Here is a 19477-nt window from a genome sequence, read left to right as displayed (position 1 = left end):
ATTGTCCCAGCGTTGCCGCATCCCCGCAGTTCGGCGGCTTGGCCTGCACCGCGACCCCCCGCGATCTACGGTGCAGTCATGGACCTCAACACCGTCGAGGCGGTGCACACCCCGCGATCGCGCGACGAGGTGTGGCCGCTGGGGCCCACGGACGCGATCCTCGCCGGCGGCACGTGGCTCTTCTCCGAACCACAGCCGCACGTCACCCGTCTGATCGACATCACCGCGCTGAGGTGGCCACCGATCACCCTGTCCGACAACGGCATCGAGATCGCCGCCACAGCCACCCTGGCAGAGGTCACCGAATTGTCCACGAGGTCGTCGACCACCCTGCCCGACGACTGGACCGCTGCGCCGCTGTTCGCGCAGTGCTGCACCGCACTGGTGGCCGGATTCAAGATCTGGCGCACCGCAACGGTGGGTGGCAACATCTGCCTGTCTCTGCCCGCAGGCTCGATGATCTCGCTGACCACGGCGCTGGACGCCACAGCGCTGATCTGGCGGCCGGGCGGCGACACCCGTACCGTGCCCGTCGCCGATTTCGTCACCGGCGTCACCACCAACGTGCTGGACACCGGCGAGATCCTGCGCTCGGTGCACATCCCCGCGGCGGCGCTGCGCGGCCGGGTCGCGTACCGCAAGCTGGCGACGTCACCGCTGGGGCGCTCCGGTGTGGTCGTCATCGGTCGCCGCGACACCCCGGCCGACGGCGGCGCACTCACGATCTCGGTGACGGCCTCGACGGTCCGGCCATACGTCATGCGGTTCGCCACCTCGCCACCTCCCGACGCGCTGCGCGCAGCGCTGTCGGTGATCCCGGACGACGCGTGGACCCGTGACGCCCATGGTGATCCCGACTGGCGGGCCGCGATGACACAGCAGCTGGCCGACCAGATCGTCGCTGAGCTGACATGAGGGTCACCGTCAACGGCCGCGCCCACGAAGACGATCCGCGCCCCGGGCAGTGCCTGCGCACCTTTCTGCGGGAGCGAGGCCACTTCGAGGTCAAGAAAGGCTGTGACGCCGGCGATTGCGGAGCGTGCTCGGTGCTCGTCGACGGCGCGGCCGTGCATTCATGCGTGTATCCGGCGTTCCGGGCGGCCGGTCGGGAGGTGACCACCGCAGCGGGTCTCGGCGACCCCGGCGACCTGCATCCGATGCAGCGCCGCTTCGTCGAGGCAGCCGGGTTCCAGTGCGGTTTCTGCACGGCCGGCATGGTGACCACCGCCGCCTCGCTGCCGACCGCGGACCCCGGGCAACTCCCTCAGCAGCTGAAGAACAATCTCTGCCGCTGCACCGGATATCGGGCGATCACCGATGCGCTCGCGGGGACGGTGAACGTCGAGAAATCCGACGGCCAGGACGCCGGACGGTCGATCAGCGCACCGGCTGCGGTGCGGGTGGTCACCGGAACCGAGGAATACACCATGGATTTCGCGCCGCCGGGGTTGCTGCACCTTGCGGTGCTGACGAGCCCGGTGCCGCATGCGCGCATCGTGGCCATCGACACCTCCGCTGCCGAAGCCGTTCCCGGTGTCCGACTGGTGCTGACCCACGCCGACAGTCCTCCGGTGCGCTTCTCAACCGCGCGACACGAGAACCGTGAGGACGATCCAGACGACACGGTGCTGCTCGACGACGTCGTCAGATTCGTCGGGCAACGGGTGGCCGCGGTGGTGGCGGAGACCCCGGCTGCGGCTGAAAAGGCCTGTCGCGCACTCGTCGTCACCTACGAGGAGTTGCCCACCGTGCTCGACCCCGAGCAGGCCACGGCACCCGGTGCCCCGCTGCTGCACGGCGACAAGGGGGCGGACTCCAGGATCGCCGACCCGGGCCGCAACCTGGTCGCCGAGCTGCACGGCGGGGTCGGCGACATCGACGCCGGACTGACGGCAGCGCACGGCGGTGCGGTGGTGCGCGGCCGCTGGCACACGCAACGGGTCCAGCACGCCCACTTGGAAACTCACGGCTGCACCGGATGGCGCGACGACACCGGCCGGCTGGTGATCCGCACCAGCACACAGGTCCCGTTCCTGGTGCGCGACGAACTGTGCCACCTGTTCGGGCTGCCCACCGACGAGGTGCAGGTGTTCACCAAACGCATCGGCGGCGGATTCGGCGGCAAGCAGGAGATGCTCGTCGAGGACCTGGTCGCGTTGGCGGTGTTGCGATTGGGCGAGCCGGTGCGCTACGAATTCACTCGCAGCGACGAATTCACCACCGCGCCGTGCCGGCACCCGTTCCGGGTGGACGTCACCGCGGCCGCCGACGCCGACGGCACACTGACCGCACTCGCGGTCGACGTGCTCCTCGACGCCGGCGCCTACGGCAACCACAGCCCCGGTGTGATGTTCCACGGTTGCGGGGAATCGATGTCGGTCTACCGGTGCGCGAACAAGCGAGTCGACGCTCGCGCGGTGTACACGAACAACCTGCCGTCGGGTGCCTTCCGCGGCTACGGGCTGGGTCAGCTGATCTTCGCGATCGAATCCGCGATGGACCAGCTCGCCGAGCGCCTCGGCATCGACCCGTTCGACTTCCGCCGACGCAACGTGGTCGTGCCGGGCGACGACTTCGTCGACGCCCACGTGCTCGACGACGACCTGATTTTCGGTAGCTACGGGCTCGACCAGTGCCTCGATCTCGCTCAGGCGGCGCTGCGCCGCGGCAACGGCGTCCCCACGCCGACCGGGCCGCAGTGGCGCACGGGTGAGGGAATGGCGATCGCGATGATCGCCACGATCCCGCCGCGGGGCCACCACGCCGAGGCCGCGGTGAGCATAGACGCAGACGGGATCTACACGCTGCGTGTCGGGACCGCCGAGTTCGGCAACGGCACCACGACCGTGCACACACAGATCGCGGCAACCGCGCTCAACACCGTCGTCGGCAACATCCGGATCGATCAATCCAACACGGCGACAACCGGATACGACACCGGCGCGTTCGGCTCCGCCGGAACAGTGGTGGCGGGACAGGCCACGCTCGTGGCCGCGCAGAAGCTGCGCTCCCAGCTGGAGGCGGCCGCCTCGGAGCTCACCGGCGTTCCTCGCGGTGCGTGCGCACTGACCCGAAACGGGGTGCACTGCGCGGGGCAGCTGATCGACTTCGCGGAACTGCCAGTGCCTTTGGTCGGCCACGGGCGGCATGGCGGAACCCCCCGCTCCGTCGCGTTCAACGTGCACGCCGTCCGCGTCGCCGTCGACGTCGAGACCGGTGAGGTGCGCATCCTGCAGAATGTGCAGGCCGCCGACGCCGGGGTGGTGATGAACCCGCAGCAGTGCCGCGGTCAAGTGGAAGGCGGTGTGGCACAGGGCATCGGCTCGGCACTGTACGAGGAGATGCACGTCGGTCCCGACGGTGCGGTGTCGACGACCACCCTGCGCAACTACCATCTGCCGCAGCTGGCCGACGTACCGGTGACGGAGGTCTACTTCGCCGACACCTACGACACCCTGGGACCCTTCGGCGCCAAGTCGATGAGTGAATCGCCCTACAACCCCGTCGCCCCCGCAATCGCCAACGCCATCGCACGCGCGACCGGCGCACGGCTGCACCGGCTTCCGATGACGCCGGCCAGGGTGTGGCGTGCGGTCAGAGCCGCTCGATGATCGTGACGTTGGCCGTGCCGCCGCCCTCGCACATCGTCTGCAGGCCGTAGCGGCCGCCGGTGCGCTCCAGCGTGTTCAGCATGGTCGCGAAAAGCTTTGCCCCCGTGGCACCGAGCGGGTGACCGAGCGCGATCGCCCCGCCGTTGGGGTTGACCTTCTCGGGGTCGGCCTTGGTCTCCTTCAGCCAGGCCTGCACCACCGGCGCGAACGCCTCGTTGATCTCGACCGTGTCGATGTCCTCGATCGAGAGCCCCGCCTTGTCCAGCGCATAGCGGGTCGCGGGAATCGGGCCGGTCAACATGAACACCGGATCGGCGCCGCGTGCGCTGATGTGATGGATGCGCGCACGGGGCTTCAACCCGTGATCCTTGACCGCCTGCTCTGAGGCGAGCAGCACCGCACTGGCGCCGTCGGAGATCTGGCTGGCCATCGCTGCGGTCAGCCGGCCACCGTCGACGAGCGTCTTGAGTGTGGCCATCTTCTCCAGGGACGTGTCGCGCGGTCCCTCGTCCACCCGGAAGCCACCCGCATCGGTCTTGACGTCGAGGATCTCGTTGTCGAAATGACCGGCGCGGATCGCGGCCTGCGCGCGCTGATGACTGGTCAGCGCGAACTGCTCCATGTCCTCGCGGCTGATGTCCCACTTCTCGGCGATCAGCTCGGCCCCGCGGAACTGAGAGATCTCCTGGTCGCCATAGCGATGCAGCCAGCTCTTGGATTCGTTGGTGGGCGAGGTGAATCCGAACTGCTCGGCGACGGTCATCGCCGAGCTGATCGGGATCTGGCTCATGTTCTGCATGCCGCCGGCCACGATGAGATCCGCGGTGCCCGACATGATCGCCTGCGCTCCGAACGAGATGGCCTGCTGGCTGGACCCGCACTGCCGGTCGACGGTCACGCCCGGCACCTCCTCGGGGAAGCCGGCCGCCAACCACGACAGCCGCGCGATGTTGCCGGCCTGCGGGCCGATCGCATCGACGCAGCCGGCGATCACGTCGTCGACCGCGCCGGGATCGACGTCGTTGCGGTCGAACAGGCCGCGCCATCCGGCTGCACCGAGGTCGACCGGATGTACCCCGGCCAACGATCCGTTGCGCTTGCCGATGGCGGTGCGGACGGCGTCGATGACATACGCTTCAGCCATTGTGAACTCCTTCTGTGGGGGTGATGCCACCGAGAACGATCGAAAGGTATTGCCGGCCAACCTCATGCGCGGTCAGCGGGCCGCCCGGTTGATACCACCGGACCGACACCCAGGTGGTGTCGCGGATGAATCGGTAGACGAGGTCGACGTCGACGTCGGGGCGGAAGCACCCCTCCTCGATGCCTTGGGTGAGGACGTCGATCCACATCTTGCGCTGCTCTTTGTTGCGCTCTTCGACGTAGGCGAACCGGGGTTGCGCGGAGAGCCGCTTGGCCTCGTCCTGGTAGATCACCACCTCGGCGTGCCGGGTCGCGATGGCTTCGAACGACGCCATGAACAGCCCCTTGAGCCGTTCGAGCGGGTTCGTCTCGGTTTCGACGATCTCCCGGTACCTGTCGAAGAGCCAGTCGAGGAACCCGCGCAGCACCTCGTCGACCATCTCCTCTTTCGACGAGAAGTGGTGATAGAGGCTGCCCGAGAGGATTCCTGCAGAGTCGGCGATGTCGCGAACGGTGGTGGCGCGCAGCCCACGTTCGGCGAACATCGTCGCGGCGAGCGCGAGGAGCTCGTCGCGACGGGTGTTGGTGGCTCCTGCGCTCATGGGTGCTGACTCGACACCGAAATCACCTCGCCGGTGAGGTAACTGGAGTAGTCGCTGGCCAGGAACGCGATGGTGGCTGCGACCTCCCACGGTTCGGCGGCCCGGCCGAACGCCTCACCCTGCGACAGTCGATCGAGCAGCTCGGAGCTCGACGTCTTCTCGAGGAACTTGTGCCGGGCGATGCTCGGCGACACCGCGTTGATGCGCACGCCGTACTCGACCGCCTCGATCGCGCTGCAGCGCGTCAGCGCCATGACACCGGCTTTGGCTGCGGCGTAATGGGATTGGGAGTGCTGCGCCCGCCAGCCCAGCACGCTGGCGTTGTTGACGATCACACCGCCGTGCCCGGCGTCGCGGAAGTGGCGCAGCGCGGCGCGCGTCGCGCGCATCACCGACGTCAGCGTCACGTTGAGAACGCGGTCCCACTCGTCGTCGGTCATGTCGATCACCGGGGTCTGGCCCCCGAGCCCGGCGTTGTTGACCAGGACATCGAGACGCCCCGCCTTCTCGACGGCGCCGGCGATCAGCGCATCGACCGCCTCGGTGGACGTCACGTCGCAGACCACCGAGTGCACCGAGCCGAGCCCCAGACCGGCCAGCTCGTCGCGGGTCTCCCCCAATCGGCGCTCGTGGTAGTCGGAGACGACGACGTCGGCGCCTTCGGCCAGCGCCCTCCGGGCAGTCGTCGACCCGATCCCGGTGCCCGCAGCAGCGGTGACCAGGACCACTTTGCCGGCCAGCAGGTTGTGCCCCTCGATCTCCGCCGGGGCGACGGACAGGTCCATCAGGGTCTGGCCTCTCTGGGTAAGCCGAGCACACGCTCGGCGATGATGTTGCGCTGCACCTCGTTGGAGCCGCCGTAGATCGTGTCGGCGCGCGAGAACAGGAACAGCCGTTGCCACTCGCTGAATTCTCCCTCGGGCAGCGTCAGGCCCGCCATTCCGACCACGTCCATCGCGATCTCCCCCAGCTCGCGGTGCCAGTTGGCCCACAGCAGCTTCGATACACAGTCTTTTCCGGCGGCCTGGCTGTCCTGTCCGACGTCCATCGTGGCCAGCGCGTACGAGCGCATCGCGCGCAGCCCCGCCCACGACCGGGTCAGCCGCTCCCTGATCAGCGGATCGTCGGCGGCGCCGGTCTTCTTTGCCACCTCGACCAGGTTGGAATGCTCACGCGCATAACGGATCTGCTGTCCCAGGGTGGACACCCCGCGCTCGAACGTCAGCAGTCCCATCGCCACCCGCCACCCGTCACCGGGTTCGCCGACCACGAGGTCGGCATCGGTGCGGGCGTCGGTGAAGAACACCTCGTTGAACTCGGAGTCGCCGGTGAGCTGGATGATCGGGCGGATCTCGACGCCCGGCTGATCCAGCGGCACCAGGAGAAAGGACAGTCCAGCGTGCCGCTTGGACCCCTTCTCGCTGCGCGCGACGACGAAACACCACTGCGCCCAGTGCGCCAGCGACGTCCACACCTTCTGCCCGTTGAGGACCCAGTGGTCACCGTCGAGCACGGCCGTTGTCGACACATTGGCCAGATCGCTGCCCGCGCCGGGCTCGGAGTAGCCCTGCGACCACAACTCGGTGACGTCGAGGATCTTCGGAAGGAAGCGCTGCTGCTGGTCGGGGGTGCCGTAGGCGATCAGCGTCGGGCCGAGCAGCTCCTCGCCGAGGTGGTTGACCTTGTCGGGCGCATCGGCCTTCGCGTACTCCTCGTAGAACGCGACGCGGTGCGCGACCGACAGCCCGCGGCCGCCGTGCTCCTCCGGCCAGCCGAGACACGTCAGACCCGCGGCCGCCAGATGCCGGTTCCAGGCCAGCCGTTCCTCGAAGGCCTCGTGCTCGCGACCCGGACCGCCCAACCCCTTGAGTGCCGCGTAGTCGCCGACCAGGTTCTCGGCCAGCCAGTCGCGGACCTGCGCCCTGAACTCCTGGACCTCAATCACCCCTGTAGGCTAACCTACCAAGCACTTGCTCGGGTAACCGATCCCCAAGGAGTTCCATGACCACCGCCGCGAGAACCACTCCCGCGGTTCTGGACCACATCGCACGCGAACTCCCCGACCACCCCGCGGTGGTCACGCCCGCCAGAACGTTGACATTCGCGCAGTTGCGCACCGAGGTCCGCCAGGCTGCGGCCGCGCTGATCGCAGCCGGCATCGAGCCGGGCGACCGCGTCGCGATCTGGTCACCGAACACGTGGCACTGGGTGGTCGCCTGTCTGGCGATCCACCACGCCGGCGGCGTGCTCGTCCCGTTGAACACCCGCTACACCGCCAGCGAGGCCACCGACATCCTGGCGCGCACTGCCGCGCCGCTGCTGTTCGCCTCGGGTCAGTTCCTCGGCGCGGACAAGGCCGCCAGCATCGAGCGTCCGGCACTGCCTGCGTTGCGCAACGTCGTCCGCATCCCGATCGACACCGACGACGGCACCTGGGACGAGTTCGTCGCCACCGGAACGGATCTGGCCGACGTCGACGCGCGTGCGGCAGCCGTCGGCGCCGACGACGTCTCCGACATCCTGTTCACCTCCGGCACCACCGGACGCAGCAAGGGTGTGCGCTGCGCGCACCGGCAATCGCTCGACGCATCGGCGGCATGGGCGGCGTGCGGACAGCTCACCAGCGCCGACCGATACCTCTGCATCAACCCGTTCTTCCACAACTTCGGCTACAAGGCCGGCATCCTGGCCTGCCTGCAGACCGGAGCCACCCTGTTCCCCGCCCTGACCTTCGACCCCGAGGCCGCGATGCGAGCCGTCGAGGAACACCGCATCACCGTGCTGCCTGGGCCACCGACCATCTACCAGACCCTGCTCGACCACCCTCGCCGTGCCGAATTCGACCTGGGTTCTCTGCGTTTCGCGGTCACCGGCGCCGCCACCATCCCGGTCGTGCTGATCGAGCGGATGCAGAACGAACTCGACATCGACATCGTCCTGACCGCCTACGGGCTCACCGAGGCGGCCGGCTTCGGGACGATGTGCCGCGCCGACGACGACGCGGTGACGGTCGCGACCACCTCGGGCCGCCCGATCGCCGACTTCGACCTGCGGATCGCCGACCACGGAGAGGTGCTGCTCCGCGGACCCAACGTCATGCTCGGATACCTCGACGATCCGGATGCGACCGCCGCGGCGATCGACGCCGAGGGGTGGCTACACACCGGAGACGTCGGCGAGCTGGACGACGCCGGCAACCTGAAGATCACCGATCGTCTCAAGGACATGTACATCTGCGGCGGCTTCAACGTCTACCCCGCCGAGATCGAGCAGGTCCTCGCGCGGCTTCCCGGTGTCGCCGAGGTCGCCGTCATCGGCGTGCCCGACGAGCGTCTCGGCGAGGTCGGCAAGGCCTTTGTCGTGACATTGCCCGGCGCCGCGCTGGACGCTCAGACGGTGATCGACCACGCGCGCGCCCACCTCGCCAACTTCAAGACCCCACGCTCGGTCGAGTTCCTCGACGCGCTGCCGCGCAACCCGGGCGGCAAGGTGGTCAAACCGCAACTGCGAGAGGGGAACTGATGGACCTCCACATCGATGAGGACACCGAGGCGTTCCGCGCCGAGGTCCGCGAGTTCCTCGAGGCCCACACGGGCGACTTCCCCACCGAGTCCTACGACATCGCCGAGGGATTCGAACAGCACCGCCGCTGGGACAAGATCCTGTTCGACGCCGGACTGTCGGTGATCACCTGGCCGCAGAGCTACGGCGGCCGCGACGCCACACTGCTGCAGTGGATCGTGTTCGAGGAGGAGTACTTCCGCGCCGGTGCGCCGGGACGGGCCAGCGCCAACGGCACCTCGATGCTCGCGCCCACGTTGTTCGCGCACGGCACCGAAGAGCAACAGAAGCGCATCCTGCCGAAAATGGCCAGCGGCGAGGAGATCTGGGCCCAGGCATGGTCGGAGCCGGAATCGGGCAGTGACCTCGCGTCACTGCGCTCGACCGCCACCCGCACCGACGGCGGCTGGCTGCTCAACGGCCAGAAGATCTGGAGTTCGCGCGCGGTGTTCGGGGAGCGCGCGTTCGGGTTGTTCCGCTCCGATCCCGAGGCACAGCGGCACAAGGGCCTGACGTACGTGATGTTCGACTTGAAGGCCGACGGCGTGACGGTACGGCCGATCGCGCAACTCGGCGGTGCCACGGGCTTCGGGGAGATCTTCCTGGACGACGTGTTCGTCCCCGATGAGGACGTCATCGGCGGTGTGCACGACGGCTGGCGCGCCGCGATGAGCACGTCGAGCAACGAGCGCGGCATGTCGCTGCGCAGCCCCGCACGGTTCCTCGCGCCCGCCGAACGTCTTGTGGCGCAGTGGAAGAACGATCCGAAGCCGGAGTTCATCGATCGCGTGGCCGACGCGTGGATCAAGGCGCAGGCCTACCGGCTGCACACGTTCGGCACCGTGACACGGGTGGCGGCGGGCGGCGAGCTCGGCGCCGAGTCGTCGATCACCAAGGTGTTCTGGTCCGACCTGGACGTGGCACTGCACCAGACGGCGCTGGACCTGCGGGGTGCGGACGGAGAGCTGATGGACAGCGTCACCGAGGGGTTGCTGTTCGCGCTCGGCGGCCCGATCTACGCGGGCACCAACGAGATCCAGCGCAACATCATCGCCGAGCGGCTGCTAGGCCTGCCCCGAAAGTAGACGAGACGTGAACTTCGAGATCGACGACCAGCAGCGGGACTTCGCCGCGAGTATCGACGCCGCCCTGGGTGCGGCCAACATTCCGGACGCTGTCCGAGCGTGGGCGGCCGGTGACACCGCACCCGGCCGCAAGATCTGGGCGCAGCTGTCCGATCTGGGCGTGACCGCGTTGATGGTGGCCGAACAGTACGACGGCATCGACGCCCACCCGGTGGACCTCGTGGTGGCGCTGGAACGCCTGGGCCGGTGGAACGTTCCCGGACCGGTCACCGAATCCATTGCCGTCGCGCCGATTCTGCTCGCAGACGACGAGCGCTCGGGCGCACTGGCCTCTGGTGAACTGATCGCCACGGTCGCCGCACCCCCGCGGGTCCCCCGCGCCGTGGACGCCGACACCGCCGGGCTCGTGCTGCTGGCTGCCGACGGGACTGTCGGGGACACCACACCCGGTGAGCGGCACGCATCCGTCGACCCGAGCCGGCACCTGTTCGAGGTGACCGCGGCGGGCGACACACGCCCCGCCGACGTGGCGCGCGCATTCGAGTTCGGCGCTCTGGCGACCGCCGCGCAGCTGGTGGGAGCGGCGCAGGCCATGCTGGACGCTTCGGTCTCCTACGCCAAGCAGCGCAGCCAATTCGGCGCCGTCATCGGTACCTACCAGGCGATCAAACACAAGCTGGCCGACGTGCTGATCGCCGTCGAGATGGCGCGCCCCCTTCTGTACGGGGCCGCGCTGGCCCTGGCCGACAGTTCACCCGATACGGCGCGCGACGTCAGCGCCGCGAAAGTCGCCGCGGCGGACGCGGCACTGCTCGCCGCGCGGTCGGCTCTGCAGACCCACGGCGCGATCGGATACACCCAGGAACACGACCTGTCGCTGCTGCTGCTGCGGGCGCAGGCCCTGCGGCCGGCCTGGGGTGACCCCACGTGGCATCGTCGACGACTGTTGGAGGCATTGTGACGTCGAGTGACGAACGAGAGTTGTTGCGCGACACCGTCGCAGCACTGGTCGACAAACACGCCTCCCCAGAGGCGGTCCGCACGGCGGCCGCATCGGAATGCGGGTACGACGAGGCGCTGTGGACCATGCTGTGCGAGCAGGTCGGCGCAGCGGCCCTGGTGGTACCCGAGGAACTCGGCGGCGCCGGCGGTGAACTCGCCGACGCGGCGGTGGTGCTGGGTGAACTGGGTAAGCGGCTGGTGCCCACGCCGCTGCTGGGCACCACACTCGCCCAGCTCGCATTGCTGTCCCTCGACGAGCCGCCGGCAGATCTGCTCGAGGCGCTGGCCGAAGGACGCTCCATCGGCACCGTCGTGTTCGACCCGGGCTACGTCGTCAACGGCAACGTCGCCGACGTCGTGATCGCCGCCGACGGGGAGAAGCTCACTCACTGGCGGACTTTCAGCACCACCCCGGCGGTGGCGATGGACATCACCCGCCCGCTCGCGGCCGTGGCCCCCTCGGACACCGTGGTTCTCGGACCCGACCCCGGGTTGGCCGACCTGGCCGCCATCCTCGTCGCCGCCGAACAGGTGGGCGCCGCGTCGCGCTGCCTCGACCTGACCGTCGCCTACACCAAAGACCGGGTGCAGTTCGGTCGGCCGATCGGAAGCTTCCAGGCGCTCAAGCACCGGATGGCCGATCAGTACGTTGCCGTGGAGGCGGCCCGCGCGATCGTCGACGAGGCCGTCCAGGAGTGCACCGGGGGGCCGTCCCCGGTATCGGCAGCGCGCGCCCGGCTGGCCGCCAGCGAGGCGCTCACCGGAGTCGCTGCCGAGGCCGTCCAGATGCACGGCGGAATCGCGATCACCTGGGAGAGCGACATCCAGCTGTACTTCAAGCGCGCCCACGGGAGCGCGCAGCTGCTCGGGTCTGTGCGAGAACAGGTGCGTCGCCTCGAATCGGAACTGTTCTAGCCTGACGGGATGAGCGTGTCCCTGCGGTCCGGCATCCCCCCGTTCTACGTGATGGATGTCTGGCTGGCCGCGGCCGAGCGGCAGCGCACACACGGGGATCTCGTCAACCTGTCCGCCGGGCAGCCCAGCGCGGGCGCGCCGAGCGCGGTCCGCGACGCGGCCGTTGCAGCGCTTCACGACAACCGGCTCGGATACAGCGTCGCCCTCGGTATCCCCGAGCTGCGCACGGCGATCGCGGCGACCTACGACCACCGCCACGGCCTCGCGGTCGATCCCGACGACGTGGTGATCACCACCGGCTCCTCGGGCGGATTCCTGCTGGCGTTCCTGGCCTGTTTCGACGCTGGTGATCGCGTCGCCATCGCCAGCCCCGGCTATCCCTGCTATCGCAACATCCTCACCGCGCTGGGGTGCGAGGTCGTGGAACTGCCCTGTGGACCCGACACCCGGTTCCAGCCGACACTGGAGATGCTCACCGCTCTCGACCCGCCCGTCGCCGGAGTGATCGTGGCGAGCCCCGCCAACCCCACGGGGACCGTGATCCCGCCGGCGGAACTCGCGGCGATCGCGGCGTGGTGCGCCGGCTCCGGCGTGCGCCTGATCAGTGACGAGGTGTATCACGGCCTGGTGTACCCCGGCGCGCCCGAGACCAGTTGCGCATGGGAGACGTCGCGGGAAGCCGTTGTGGCGAACAGCTTTTCGAAATACTTCGCGATGACCGGGTGGCGGCTGGGGTGGCTCCTGGTGCCTGAGGAGTTGCGCAGGGCGGTGGACCGCCTGACCGGGAACTTCACCATCTGCCCGCCGGTCCTTCCGCAGCTGGCGGCCGTCGCCGCGTTCACCGAGCAGTCCATCGCCGAGTCGGAGGCGTTGCTCGACGGCTACGCGGCCAATCGCACACTGCTCCTCGACGGCCTCCGTGCACTCGGCATCGATCGGCTTGCGCCCACCGACGGCGCGTTCTACGTCTACGCCGACATCTCACACCTGACCACCGAATCGCTGCGCTTCTGCTCGACGTTGTTGTCCGACACCGGCGTTGCCATCGCACCGGGGGTCGACTTCGACACGGTGCGCGGTGGCGCATCGGTGCGGCTGTCCTTCGCCGGCCCAACCGCCGACATCGAGGAAGCGCTGCGGCGCATCGGCGCGTGGCTGCGGTGAGGCTCAGCCCAGCCCGGTCGACGAGCGTCGTCGCCGCGAGATCGCATCCACGCTCGCGGCGAGCAGCAACACACCACCCGTGACCAGGAAGTTGATGTAGGACGACTGGTTGAGCAGGCCGAGACCGTTGGCGATGGTCGCCACCACGACGCCGCCGATCACAGCGTCGACGGCGCGACCGCGCCCGCCGAACAGGCTCGTGCCGCCGATCACCGCGGCGCCGACCGCGTAGAGCAGCGTGTTGCCCGCGCCCGAGGATGCCGACACCTTACCGGCGTAGGACGCCGCGATGATGCCGCTGAGCGCCGCCATCGACGAGCAGACGATGAACACCGACACACGGATGCGGTTCACCGAAATGCCGGCGCGGCGAGCAGCTTCGGCGTTACCGCCGACCGCATAGACATGCCGGCCGTAGGAGGTGCGCCGCAGCACGAACGTCATGACGATCAGCAGGACCACGATCAACGGCAGGACGTAGGGCACCCCGCGGATTTGCACGTTCGGGTTGACGCTGCGGTTGACGCTCATGACGAGCGTCACTCCGAGCACCACGGCCGCGACCGCAACGACCCGGGCCGCGACCACCCCGAGCGGCGCATGCGCCAGGTGCAGTGAGCGTTTCCGTTGGTACTGAACCACTTCGAGCGCGGCGAACCCCACCACGACGAGTCCGGCGATCGTCCAGCCCACCGGAACCGCCAGGTTGGCGATGGTCAGCCCGCGGATCACCGGATCGTCGACCCGAACAGAACCGCCTTCGCCGATGAGCTTGAGCGTCACACCCTGCAACCCGAGGAAGAACGCCAATGTGACGACGAAGGAGGGGATTCCGAGCCTGGCCCGCAGCACCCCGATGCACAGCCCGATGACCGCACCGCAGATGATGCCGGCGAGCACCGCAGCCCACCACGGCCAGCGCAGATCGACGATCATCAGCGCCATCACACACGCCGACACCCCGCCCGCGACACCGGCAGACAGGTCGATGTCGCCGAGCAGCAACACGAACACCAGGCCCATCGCGAGCACGCAGATGGCGCCGGCCTGGGTGATGAGATTCGCCAGGTTCAACGCCGACATGAACCGGTCGTTGGCGAGGCCGAAGACGACGAAAAGCACGATCAAGCCGAGAACCGCAGGCAAAGAACCCATGTCACCGCCGCGGACCCGGCGGACATAAGAGCGCACCGCGTCCGCGAAACCGGCATCTGAGCGTGCGTCGATCGCGAAGTCCGAGTGCGAGGTGGCGCCGGTGACTGTCGCCATGGCGGTGGTGTCCTTCCCGGGTGTCACAGAGATTCGGCGGCTTCGGCCGGGGCCAGCCCGAGAGAGCCCGACCGGCCGGCGGTGATCAACTCGACCACCTGGCCATGAGTGACCTCGCTGGCCTTGACGTCGGCGGCGACCCGACCCAGGTACAGCGCGCAGATCCGGTCAGCGACCGCGAACACGTCGGCGAGATTGTGGGAGATGAGCACGACCCCCACCCCTTGATCGGCCAGGCGACGCACCAGCTCGATCACCTGCTGGGTCTGCGCGACCCCGAGTGCTGCCGTCGGCTCGTCCAGCAGAACCACTTTCGAGTTCCACAGGACCGACTTCGCGATCGCAACGGTCTGCCGCTGGCCACCCGACAGACTCGCCACGGTCTGCCGCACCGAGGCGACCGTCCGCACCGACAGCGACGTGAGTGCGTCACGCGCCATGGTCTCCATCCGCGCCTCGTCCAGCATCCCGCGCCGCGTGAGTTCCCTCCCCAGGAACATGTTCTCGACGATGTCGAGGTTGTCGCACAGCGCGAGATCCTGGTAGACCACCTCGACCCCGAGCGCCGAGACGTCGGTGGGTCCGTGCACGGTGACCGGGTTGCCGTCGAACAGGTACGTGCCGCTGTCGATGGGGTGGATCCCGGCGATGGCTTTCACCAATGTCGACTTGCCGGCGCCGTTGTCTCCGACGAGGGCGGTGACCTGCCCGGGATAGACCCGGAAGTCGATGTCGTGCAGGACATGCACGACGCCGAAACTCTTGTTGACGCCGCGCAGTTCGAGGATCGGCTCGTTCCGCGAGAGCCCGTCACTCATGTGTGCTCAGACCCCTGCCGCCGAGCACATCGCCGCGAACTGCCCCGCGCACACCTCGTCCTTGGACTGCCCGCCGTCGGTGAACACGACGTCGACGGTGTCCTTGGTGATCGACTTCGGGGTCAGCAGCACCGACGGCACGTCACGGTTGCCCTGATCGTCGCGCGATGTGCCGTTGGTCTCCGGCTTCTGGCCGTTGGCGAGGGCGATCGCCACCTTGGCCAGCGCACCGGCCTCCTCGGTGGCGGATTTGTACACCGTCATGCACTGCGTCCCGGCGAGGATGTTCTGCAGCCCCTCGACCGTGGCGTCCTGACCGGTGACCGGCACCTGTCCGGCCCGCTTGTTCTTGTCCAGGATCGAGATCACGGAACCGGCGAGGCCGTCGTTGGCGGCGTACACACCGTCGACCTTGCCGCCAGCCGCGGTGTAGAGCTGCTCGAAGATCGTGACCGCCTTGTCGTTGTCCCAATCGGGCACCGCCTGCTCGCCGACGTTGGTGATGCTCGGCGTGGCATCGATCACCGAGTGCGCGCCGGAGGAGAACAGCGTGGCGTTGTTGTCGGTGGGCGAGCCGTTGAGGAACACGACGTTGGCCGGCTTGCCGCCGAGGCAGTCGACGAGTCCCTGGCCTTGCAGCTCACCGACTTTGGTGTTGTCGAACGAGACGTAGGCGTCGGCCGAACCACCGAGGGTGAGCCGGTCGTAGTCGATGGTCTTCACGCCCTGGGCGGCTGCCTTCTGCTGGATGGAGGCGCCGCTGTCGGAGTCGAGGTTGACGATCGCCAGGACGGTCACGCCGTCGGCGATCATGCCGTCGGCGATCGTGGCCATCTGATCGGCCGAGCCCTCGGCGTTCTGGATGTTGTACTGCACCCCGGCCTGTTTGAACGCGGCCTCGAGCGCGGGGCGGTCCTTGGACTCCCACCGGACCGAGGACTTGGTGTCGGGCAGGATGACGCCGATCTTGCCGGGCCCGCCCTGGGCGTTGTTGCCTCCGGAGTCGGAGCTGCTACACCCGGTGAGGGTGGCCGCCACCACGGTGGTGGTGAGCAAGGCAGACAGCAGAGCGCTCGATCGTTTCACGGGATTCGCCTCCGGTGCAGTTTTGTTGTCGTGGGCAACTTATAACGTGATGCACGTCACCGTCCATAGCCTCCGCGTGCGCAAATAAGGTGTTCGAGAGCCAGCTGATGTAGTGCGACGAAGCCGAAACCCTTTGCACCGAAGTAGGAGTCAGCGTCGAAATCTTCATAGGCCGAGCGGTCGGCCAGCAGATCGGCGTAGGTTTCGCCGGGATTCAGTGTCGGCGTTCGCAACTCATCGACCTTTGCCTGCGCCATCGCCTCGGCCACCGCGGGATCGGCGCGAAATGCCGCCGCCCGCTCTTTGAGCAACAGATACATCCGCATGTTGGCCGCCGCGGAGGCCCAGACGCCGTCGACGTCCTCGGTCCGGCTGGGCTTGTAGTCGAAGTGGCGCGGACCGGTGTAGGCGGGAGCGCCGTCGACACCGCCGTGCTCCAAGAGGTCGACGAGGGCGAACGCGTTGGCGAGATCGCCGTGACCGAACACGAGGTCCTGGTCGAACTTGATGCCGCGCTGACCGTTGAGGTCGATGTGGAACAGCTTGCCGCTGTAGAGCGCCTGGCTGATGCCGTGCATGAAGTTCAGGCCGGCCATCTGCTCGTGACCCACCTCCGGATTGACCCCCACCATCTGCGGGTGAGCCAGCGTGTCGATGAAGGCCAACGCATGTCCGACCGTCGGCAGCAGGATGTCACCGCGCGGCTCGTTCGGTTTGGGTTCGATCGCGAAGCGGAGCTGCATCTTCTGGTCGATGGCGTACTCGCACAACAGATTCAGTGCCTCGCGATAGCGTTCGAAGGCGGCCTGGACGTCCTTGGAGGAATCGTATTCGCTGCCCTCGCGCCCACCCCACAACACGAATGTCCGCGCGCCGAGTTCGGCGGCCAGATCGAGGTTGCGCAACACCTTGCGCAACGCGAAGCGGCGCACCGCACGGTCGTTGCTGGTGAATCCGCCGTCCTTGAACACCGGCTGGCTGAACAGGTTCGTGGTCACCATCGGCACGGTCATGCCCGTCGCCGACAGTGCGGCGGTGAGCCGGTCGATCATCCGTCGGCGCTCGGCATCGGAACTACCGAACGGGAACAGATCGTCGTCGTGGAACGTCAGGCCGTAGGCGCCGAGTTCGGCGAGCCGCTCGACCGCTTCGACCACATCGAGTGCCGGGCGGGTCGGCACGCCGAACGGATCGCTGGCCGTCCAGCCGACCGTCCAGAGCCCGAAAGAGAATTTGTCCGCCGCTGTCGGCGTGAGGCTCTGGGTCGTTTCGGCCCCGGACTCCACCGAGGTCATGTCGAATCCCTTCGGAGACGGTAGTTTGTTCTCTGCGCGAACATAAGATGTGGCCTGTGCCACTGTCAAGGCCGGGAGGTGACCTGTGACATCGACTCGCCCAGGCGCGGGCGCCGACGGTGTGCGCCAGCGGAACCTTTCGAACGTGTTGACGCTCGTACATCGTCACGGTGCGCTGAGCCGCGCCGAACTGACCCGCCGCACGGCGTTGTCGCGGTCGACCATCAAGGATCTGGTCGAGGAACTGGTGGCCCGCGGGCTGGCTGAGGAACTGCCGGCCGCTCCGCTGTCGCAGGTGGGTCGACCCAGCCCTGTGGTGCGCCCCGGCAGGCGCGTCCTGGCTGCCACCGTGATTCCGGAACTCGACGCCGTCACGGTGGGGGTGGTGGCCATGGGCGGCAACGTGCTGGAGGTGGTTCGCTGCGTGACGAAGGGCGTGCCGACACCGGCCGAGACCGTTGCGTTGGCCGCCGACGTGGTGGACCGCGTCGCGCGCGAGCTGCCGGATACCAGCGCGCTCACCGCGATCGGCGTCGCGGTACCGGGGCTCGTGCACGCTCCGGAGTCGACGGTCCAGCTCGCGCCGAATCTGGACTGGCACGACGTCAAGATCGGTGAACTCCTCAGCACCGCAACAGGTTTACCGGTGTACGCGGCCAACGACGCGAATGCCGGGGCTATCGCAGAGCATCTGTTCGGGCAGCACCAGGGCGCCGATCACCTCATCTACGTCAACGGGGGAACCACGGGCATCGGCGCCGGATTCGTCGTCGCCGGTGGACTTCTCGAGGGAGTCGCGGGGTACGCGGGCGAACTGGGCCACACCTTCACCGGCGGAGCGGAGAGCTGCCACTGTGGCAGCACGGGGTGCCTGGAAACCGAAGTGACACAGGCGCCTTTGGCCAGGCTGATCGCCGAACTGGAAAGAGTCCAACCCGGCGATGCTCAACCGTGCCCGACCGATGCCGAACGCGAAGTGCTACATCGACAGGCCCGGGCGTTGGCTATCGCGCTGGGTAATGCGATCAACATGCTGAACCCGCGACTGGTGGTGCTGGGCGGGTTCCTACGTGCCTTCCCCGCCTACGCGGGCGAGATCCTGCGGGAGGAGTTGGGCCGCCGCAGCATGGGCGGCCCCCGCGATCTCGTGCGCATCATGCCGGCGACGCTGGGTCGCGAGACCGTCGTCATCGGGGCTGCCGAGCTGGCATTCGCTCCTGTGTTGGCGGATCCAGCGCGGTCCTGACGGGACAGGCGCTCAGAACGGTGTGTCGACTCCGCCGCCAGAGGTGTTGGCCTCGTCATGGTCGCTGTCGACGTAGCCCAGCCGCACCGGCGATATCGGTAGCGTGCCGAACGGGATGAGCGGGTCGGCGCCGACGGGCTGACCGGGACCGCCCGAACGCCCGTCGGCCATGGCGGTGGGGTCCGCGGCAGCGGCGGGTGCCAAGGCGATCAGCAGGCCTGCGACGGCGGCGGTGAGGGCGACCTTCGTGGTCATAGCGTTCTCCTGACGTGGCGGATCGTGACTCTTCGATCGTCGCGCGCGGCCGCGCCGTCGTCGCCATGGCTGACCGCCATGTGTCAGGTACAGCTAGCGGGAATCGCGGACGGAACTTGTCGGTGGGGCGCGCTAGTGTCGGTGACATGTTCGCACAGGTGTTCGATTTCGATGGGTCGGCCTCAGAGGCTGAGCTGCGCGAGGTCGTGACCCGCTGCGAACGATTGAAGGCGGAGGCGGCCGCGGCGCAGGCGCGGGCGACCGCATTGTGGGCGCAGAAACGCCGCGCCGCCGAAGAGGCGTCCGGGATGCCTGCGGCCAAACGGGGTCGCGGGTTGGCCTCGGAGATTGCGTTGGCGCGCCTGGATTCCCCGGCCCGCGGTGGTCAACACCTCGGGTTCGCTCGGGCGCTGGTCGAGGAGATG

The 19477-nt window shown here is 68.3% G+C and carries 17 protein-coding genes and 1 pseudogene; 9 read left to right on the top strand and 9 right to left on the bottom strand.

What is annotated here, in order from left to right; translation table 11 throughout:
• Nucleotides 1–78 precede the first annotated feature (78 nt).
• Nucleotides 79–915: an FAD binding domain-containing protein gene (locus tag ACZYYX_RS29105; RefSeq protein WP_463818310.1), complete on the top strand. Its 837-nt coding sequence runs from the start codon at nucleotides 79–81 to the stop codon at nucleotides 913–915.
• Entirely contained in the window at nucleotides 912–3611 is a 2700-nt protein-coding gene (locus ACZYYX_RS29100; RefSeq protein WP_463818309.1) for a molybdopterin-dependent oxidoreductase, read from the top strand. Before ACZYYX_RS29105 ends, ACZYYX_RS29100 begins: the two co-directional genes overlap by 4 nt.
• Here the strand turns inward: ACZYYX_RS29100 and fadA6 are convergent.
• From fadA6 to ipdE1, 4 genes are read right to left on the bottom strand one after another with little or no spacing between them, the layout of a single operon-like run.
• Nucleotides 3595–4755, bottom strand: a complete 1161-nt coding sequence (fadA6, locus tag ACZYYX_RS29095; RefSeq protein ID WP_463818308.1) for a steroid 3-ketoacyl-CoA thiolase FadA6 — start codon at nucleotides 4753–4755, stop codon at nucleotides 3595–3597. The genes ACZYYX_RS29100 and fadA6 overlap by 17 nt on opposite strands.
• Nucleotides 4748–5356 (bottom strand): TetR family transcriptional regulator KstR2, encoded by a 609-nt coding sequence (gene kstR2 / locus ACZYYX_RS29090; RefSeq protein ID WP_463818307.1) that lies wholly within the window; start codon nucleotides 5354–5356, stop codon nucleotides 4748–4750. The genes fadA6 and kstR2 overlap by 8 nt, the downstream gene beginning before the upstream one ends.
• Entirely contained in the window at nucleotides 5353–6141 is a 789-nt protein-coding gene (gene ipdF / locus ACZYYX_RS29085; protein ID WP_463818306.1) for a (5R,7aS)-5-hydroxy-7a-methyl-1-oxo-2,3,5,6,7,7a-hexahydro-1H-indene-carboxyl-CoA reductase, read from the bottom strand. The genes kstR2 and ipdF overlap by 4 nt, the downstream gene beginning before the upstream one ends.
• Nucleotides 6141–7301, bottom strand: a complete 1161-nt coding sequence (ipdE1, locus tag ACZYYX_RS29080) for an acyl-CoA dehydrogenase IpdE1 (protein ID WP_463818305.1) — start codon at nucleotides 7299–7301, stop codon at nucleotides 6141–6143. The genes ipdF and ipdE1 overlap by 1 nt, the downstream gene beginning before the upstream one ends.
• A 56-nt stretch (nucleotides 7302–7357) precedes the next feature.
• Here ipdE1 and fadD3 point away from each other — a divergent pair, with 56 nt between their 5' ends.
• The 5 genes from fadD3 to ACZYYX_RS29055 are packed head-to-tail and all read left to right on the top strand — an operon-like array spanning nucleotide 7358 to nucleotide 13083.
• On the top strand, nucleotides 7358–8878 hold the full coding sequence (gene fadD3, locus ACZYYX_RS29075) for a 3-((3aS,4S,7aS)-7a-methyl-1,5-dioxo-octahydro-1H-inden-4-yl)propanoate--CoA ligase FadD3 (RefSeq protein ID WP_463818304.1): 1521 nt from the start codon (nucleotides 7358–7360) through the stop codon (nucleotides 8876–8878).
• The gene (locus tag ACZYYX_RS29070) at nucleotides 8878–10002 is read left to right on the top strand and encodes an acyl-CoA dehydrogenase family protein (protein WP_463818303.1); all 1125 of its coding nucleotides are present in this window, start codon (nucleotides 8878–8880) and stop codon (nucleotides 10000–10002) included. The genes fadD3 and ACZYYX_RS29070 overlap by 1 nt, the downstream gene beginning before the upstream one ends.
• A 7-nt stretch (nucleotides 10003–10009) precedes the next feature.
• On the top strand, nucleotides 10010–10963 hold the full coding sequence (locus ACZYYX_RS29065; RefSeq protein ID WP_463818302.1) for an acyl-CoA dehydrogenase family protein: 954 nt from the start codon (nucleotides 10010–10012) through the stop codon (nucleotides 10961–10963).
• Nucleotides 10960–11919 (top strand): acyl-CoA dehydrogenase IpdE2, encoded by a 960-nt coding sequence (gene ipdE2, locus ACZYYX_RS29060; protein WP_463818301.1) that lies wholly within the window; start codon nucleotides 10960–10962, stop codon nucleotides 11917–11919. Before ACZYYX_RS29065 ends, ipdE2 begins: the two co-directional genes overlap by 4 nt.
• A 9-nt stretch (nucleotides 11920–11928) precedes the next feature.
• Nucleotides 11929–13083 (top strand): pyridoxal phosphate-dependent aminotransferase, encoded by a 1155-nt coding sequence (locus ACZYYX_RS29055; RefSeq protein ID WP_463818300.1) that lies wholly within the window; start codon nucleotides 11929–11931, stop codon nucleotides 13081–13083.
• Between the two features lie 3 nt (nucleotides 13084–13086).
• Here the strand turns inward: ACZYYX_RS29055 and ACZYYX_RS29050 are convergent, their stop codons facing one another.
• From ACZYYX_RS29050 to xylA, 4 genes are read right to left on the bottom strand one after another with little or no spacing between them, the layout of a single operon-like run.
• Nucleotides 13087–14352, bottom strand: coding sequence for a sugar ABC transporter permease (locus ACZYYX_RS29050; protein ID WP_463818299.1), 1266 nt, complete (start codon nucleotides 14350–14352; stop codon nucleotides 13087–13089).
• 23 nt (nucleotides 14353–14375) lie between these two features.
• Complete coding sequence (locus ACZYYX_RS29045; RefSeq protein WP_463818298.1) at nucleotides 14376–15170, bottom strand: ATP-binding cassette domain-containing protein; 795 nt, start codon at nucleotides 15168–15170, stop codon at nucleotides 14376–14378.
• A gap of 6 nt (nucleotides 15171–15176) precedes the next feature.
• A complete protein-coding gene (locus ACZYYX_RS29040; RefSeq protein WP_463818297.1) occupies nucleotides 15177–16256 on the bottom strand; it encodes a sugar ABC transporter substrate-binding protein in 1080 nt (359 codons plus the stop codon).
• Between the two features lie 56 nt (nucleotides 16257–16312).
• A complete protein-coding gene (gene xylA / locus ACZYYX_RS29035) occupies nucleotides 16313–17551 on the bottom strand; it encodes a xylose isomerase (protein WP_463818296.1) in 1239 nt (412 codons plus the stop codon).
• Nucleotides 17552–17696: 145 nt separating this feature from the next.
• Here xylA and ACZYYX_RS29030 point away from each other — a divergent pair, with 145 nt between their 5' ends.
• Nucleotides 17697–18797, top strand: a complete 1101-nt coding sequence (locus ACZYYX_RS29030; RefSeq protein ID WP_463818295.1) for an ROK family transcriptional regulator — start codon at nucleotides 17697–17699, stop codon at nucleotides 18795–18797.
• A gap of 12 nt (nucleotides 18798–18809) precedes the next feature.
• On the opposite strand, the gene ACZYYX_RS29025 is transcribed toward ACZYYX_RS29030, so the two are convergent.
• Nucleotides 18810–19052 carry a hypothetical protein gene (locus ACZYYX_RS29025; RefSeq protein ID WP_463818294.1) on the bottom strand — a complete coding sequence of 81 codons (243 nt, stop codon included), beginning with the start codon at nucleotides 19050–19052 and terminating at the stop codon, nucleotides 18810–18812.
• A gap of 146 nt (nucleotides 19053–19198) precedes the next feature.
• On the opposite strand from ACZYYX_RS29025, the pseudogene ACZYYX_RS29020 reads away from it, so the two are divergent.
• Nucleotides 19199–19477, top strand: a pseudogene (locus tag ACZYYX_RS29020) (HNH endonuclease); the annotation flags it as partial.

It is taken from the genome of Mycobacterium sp. IDUB_1 (assembly GCF_055419625.1).
Note: the sequence above shows the minus strand (reverse complement) of the source record. Positions and strands in the feature narration are given on the sequence as shown.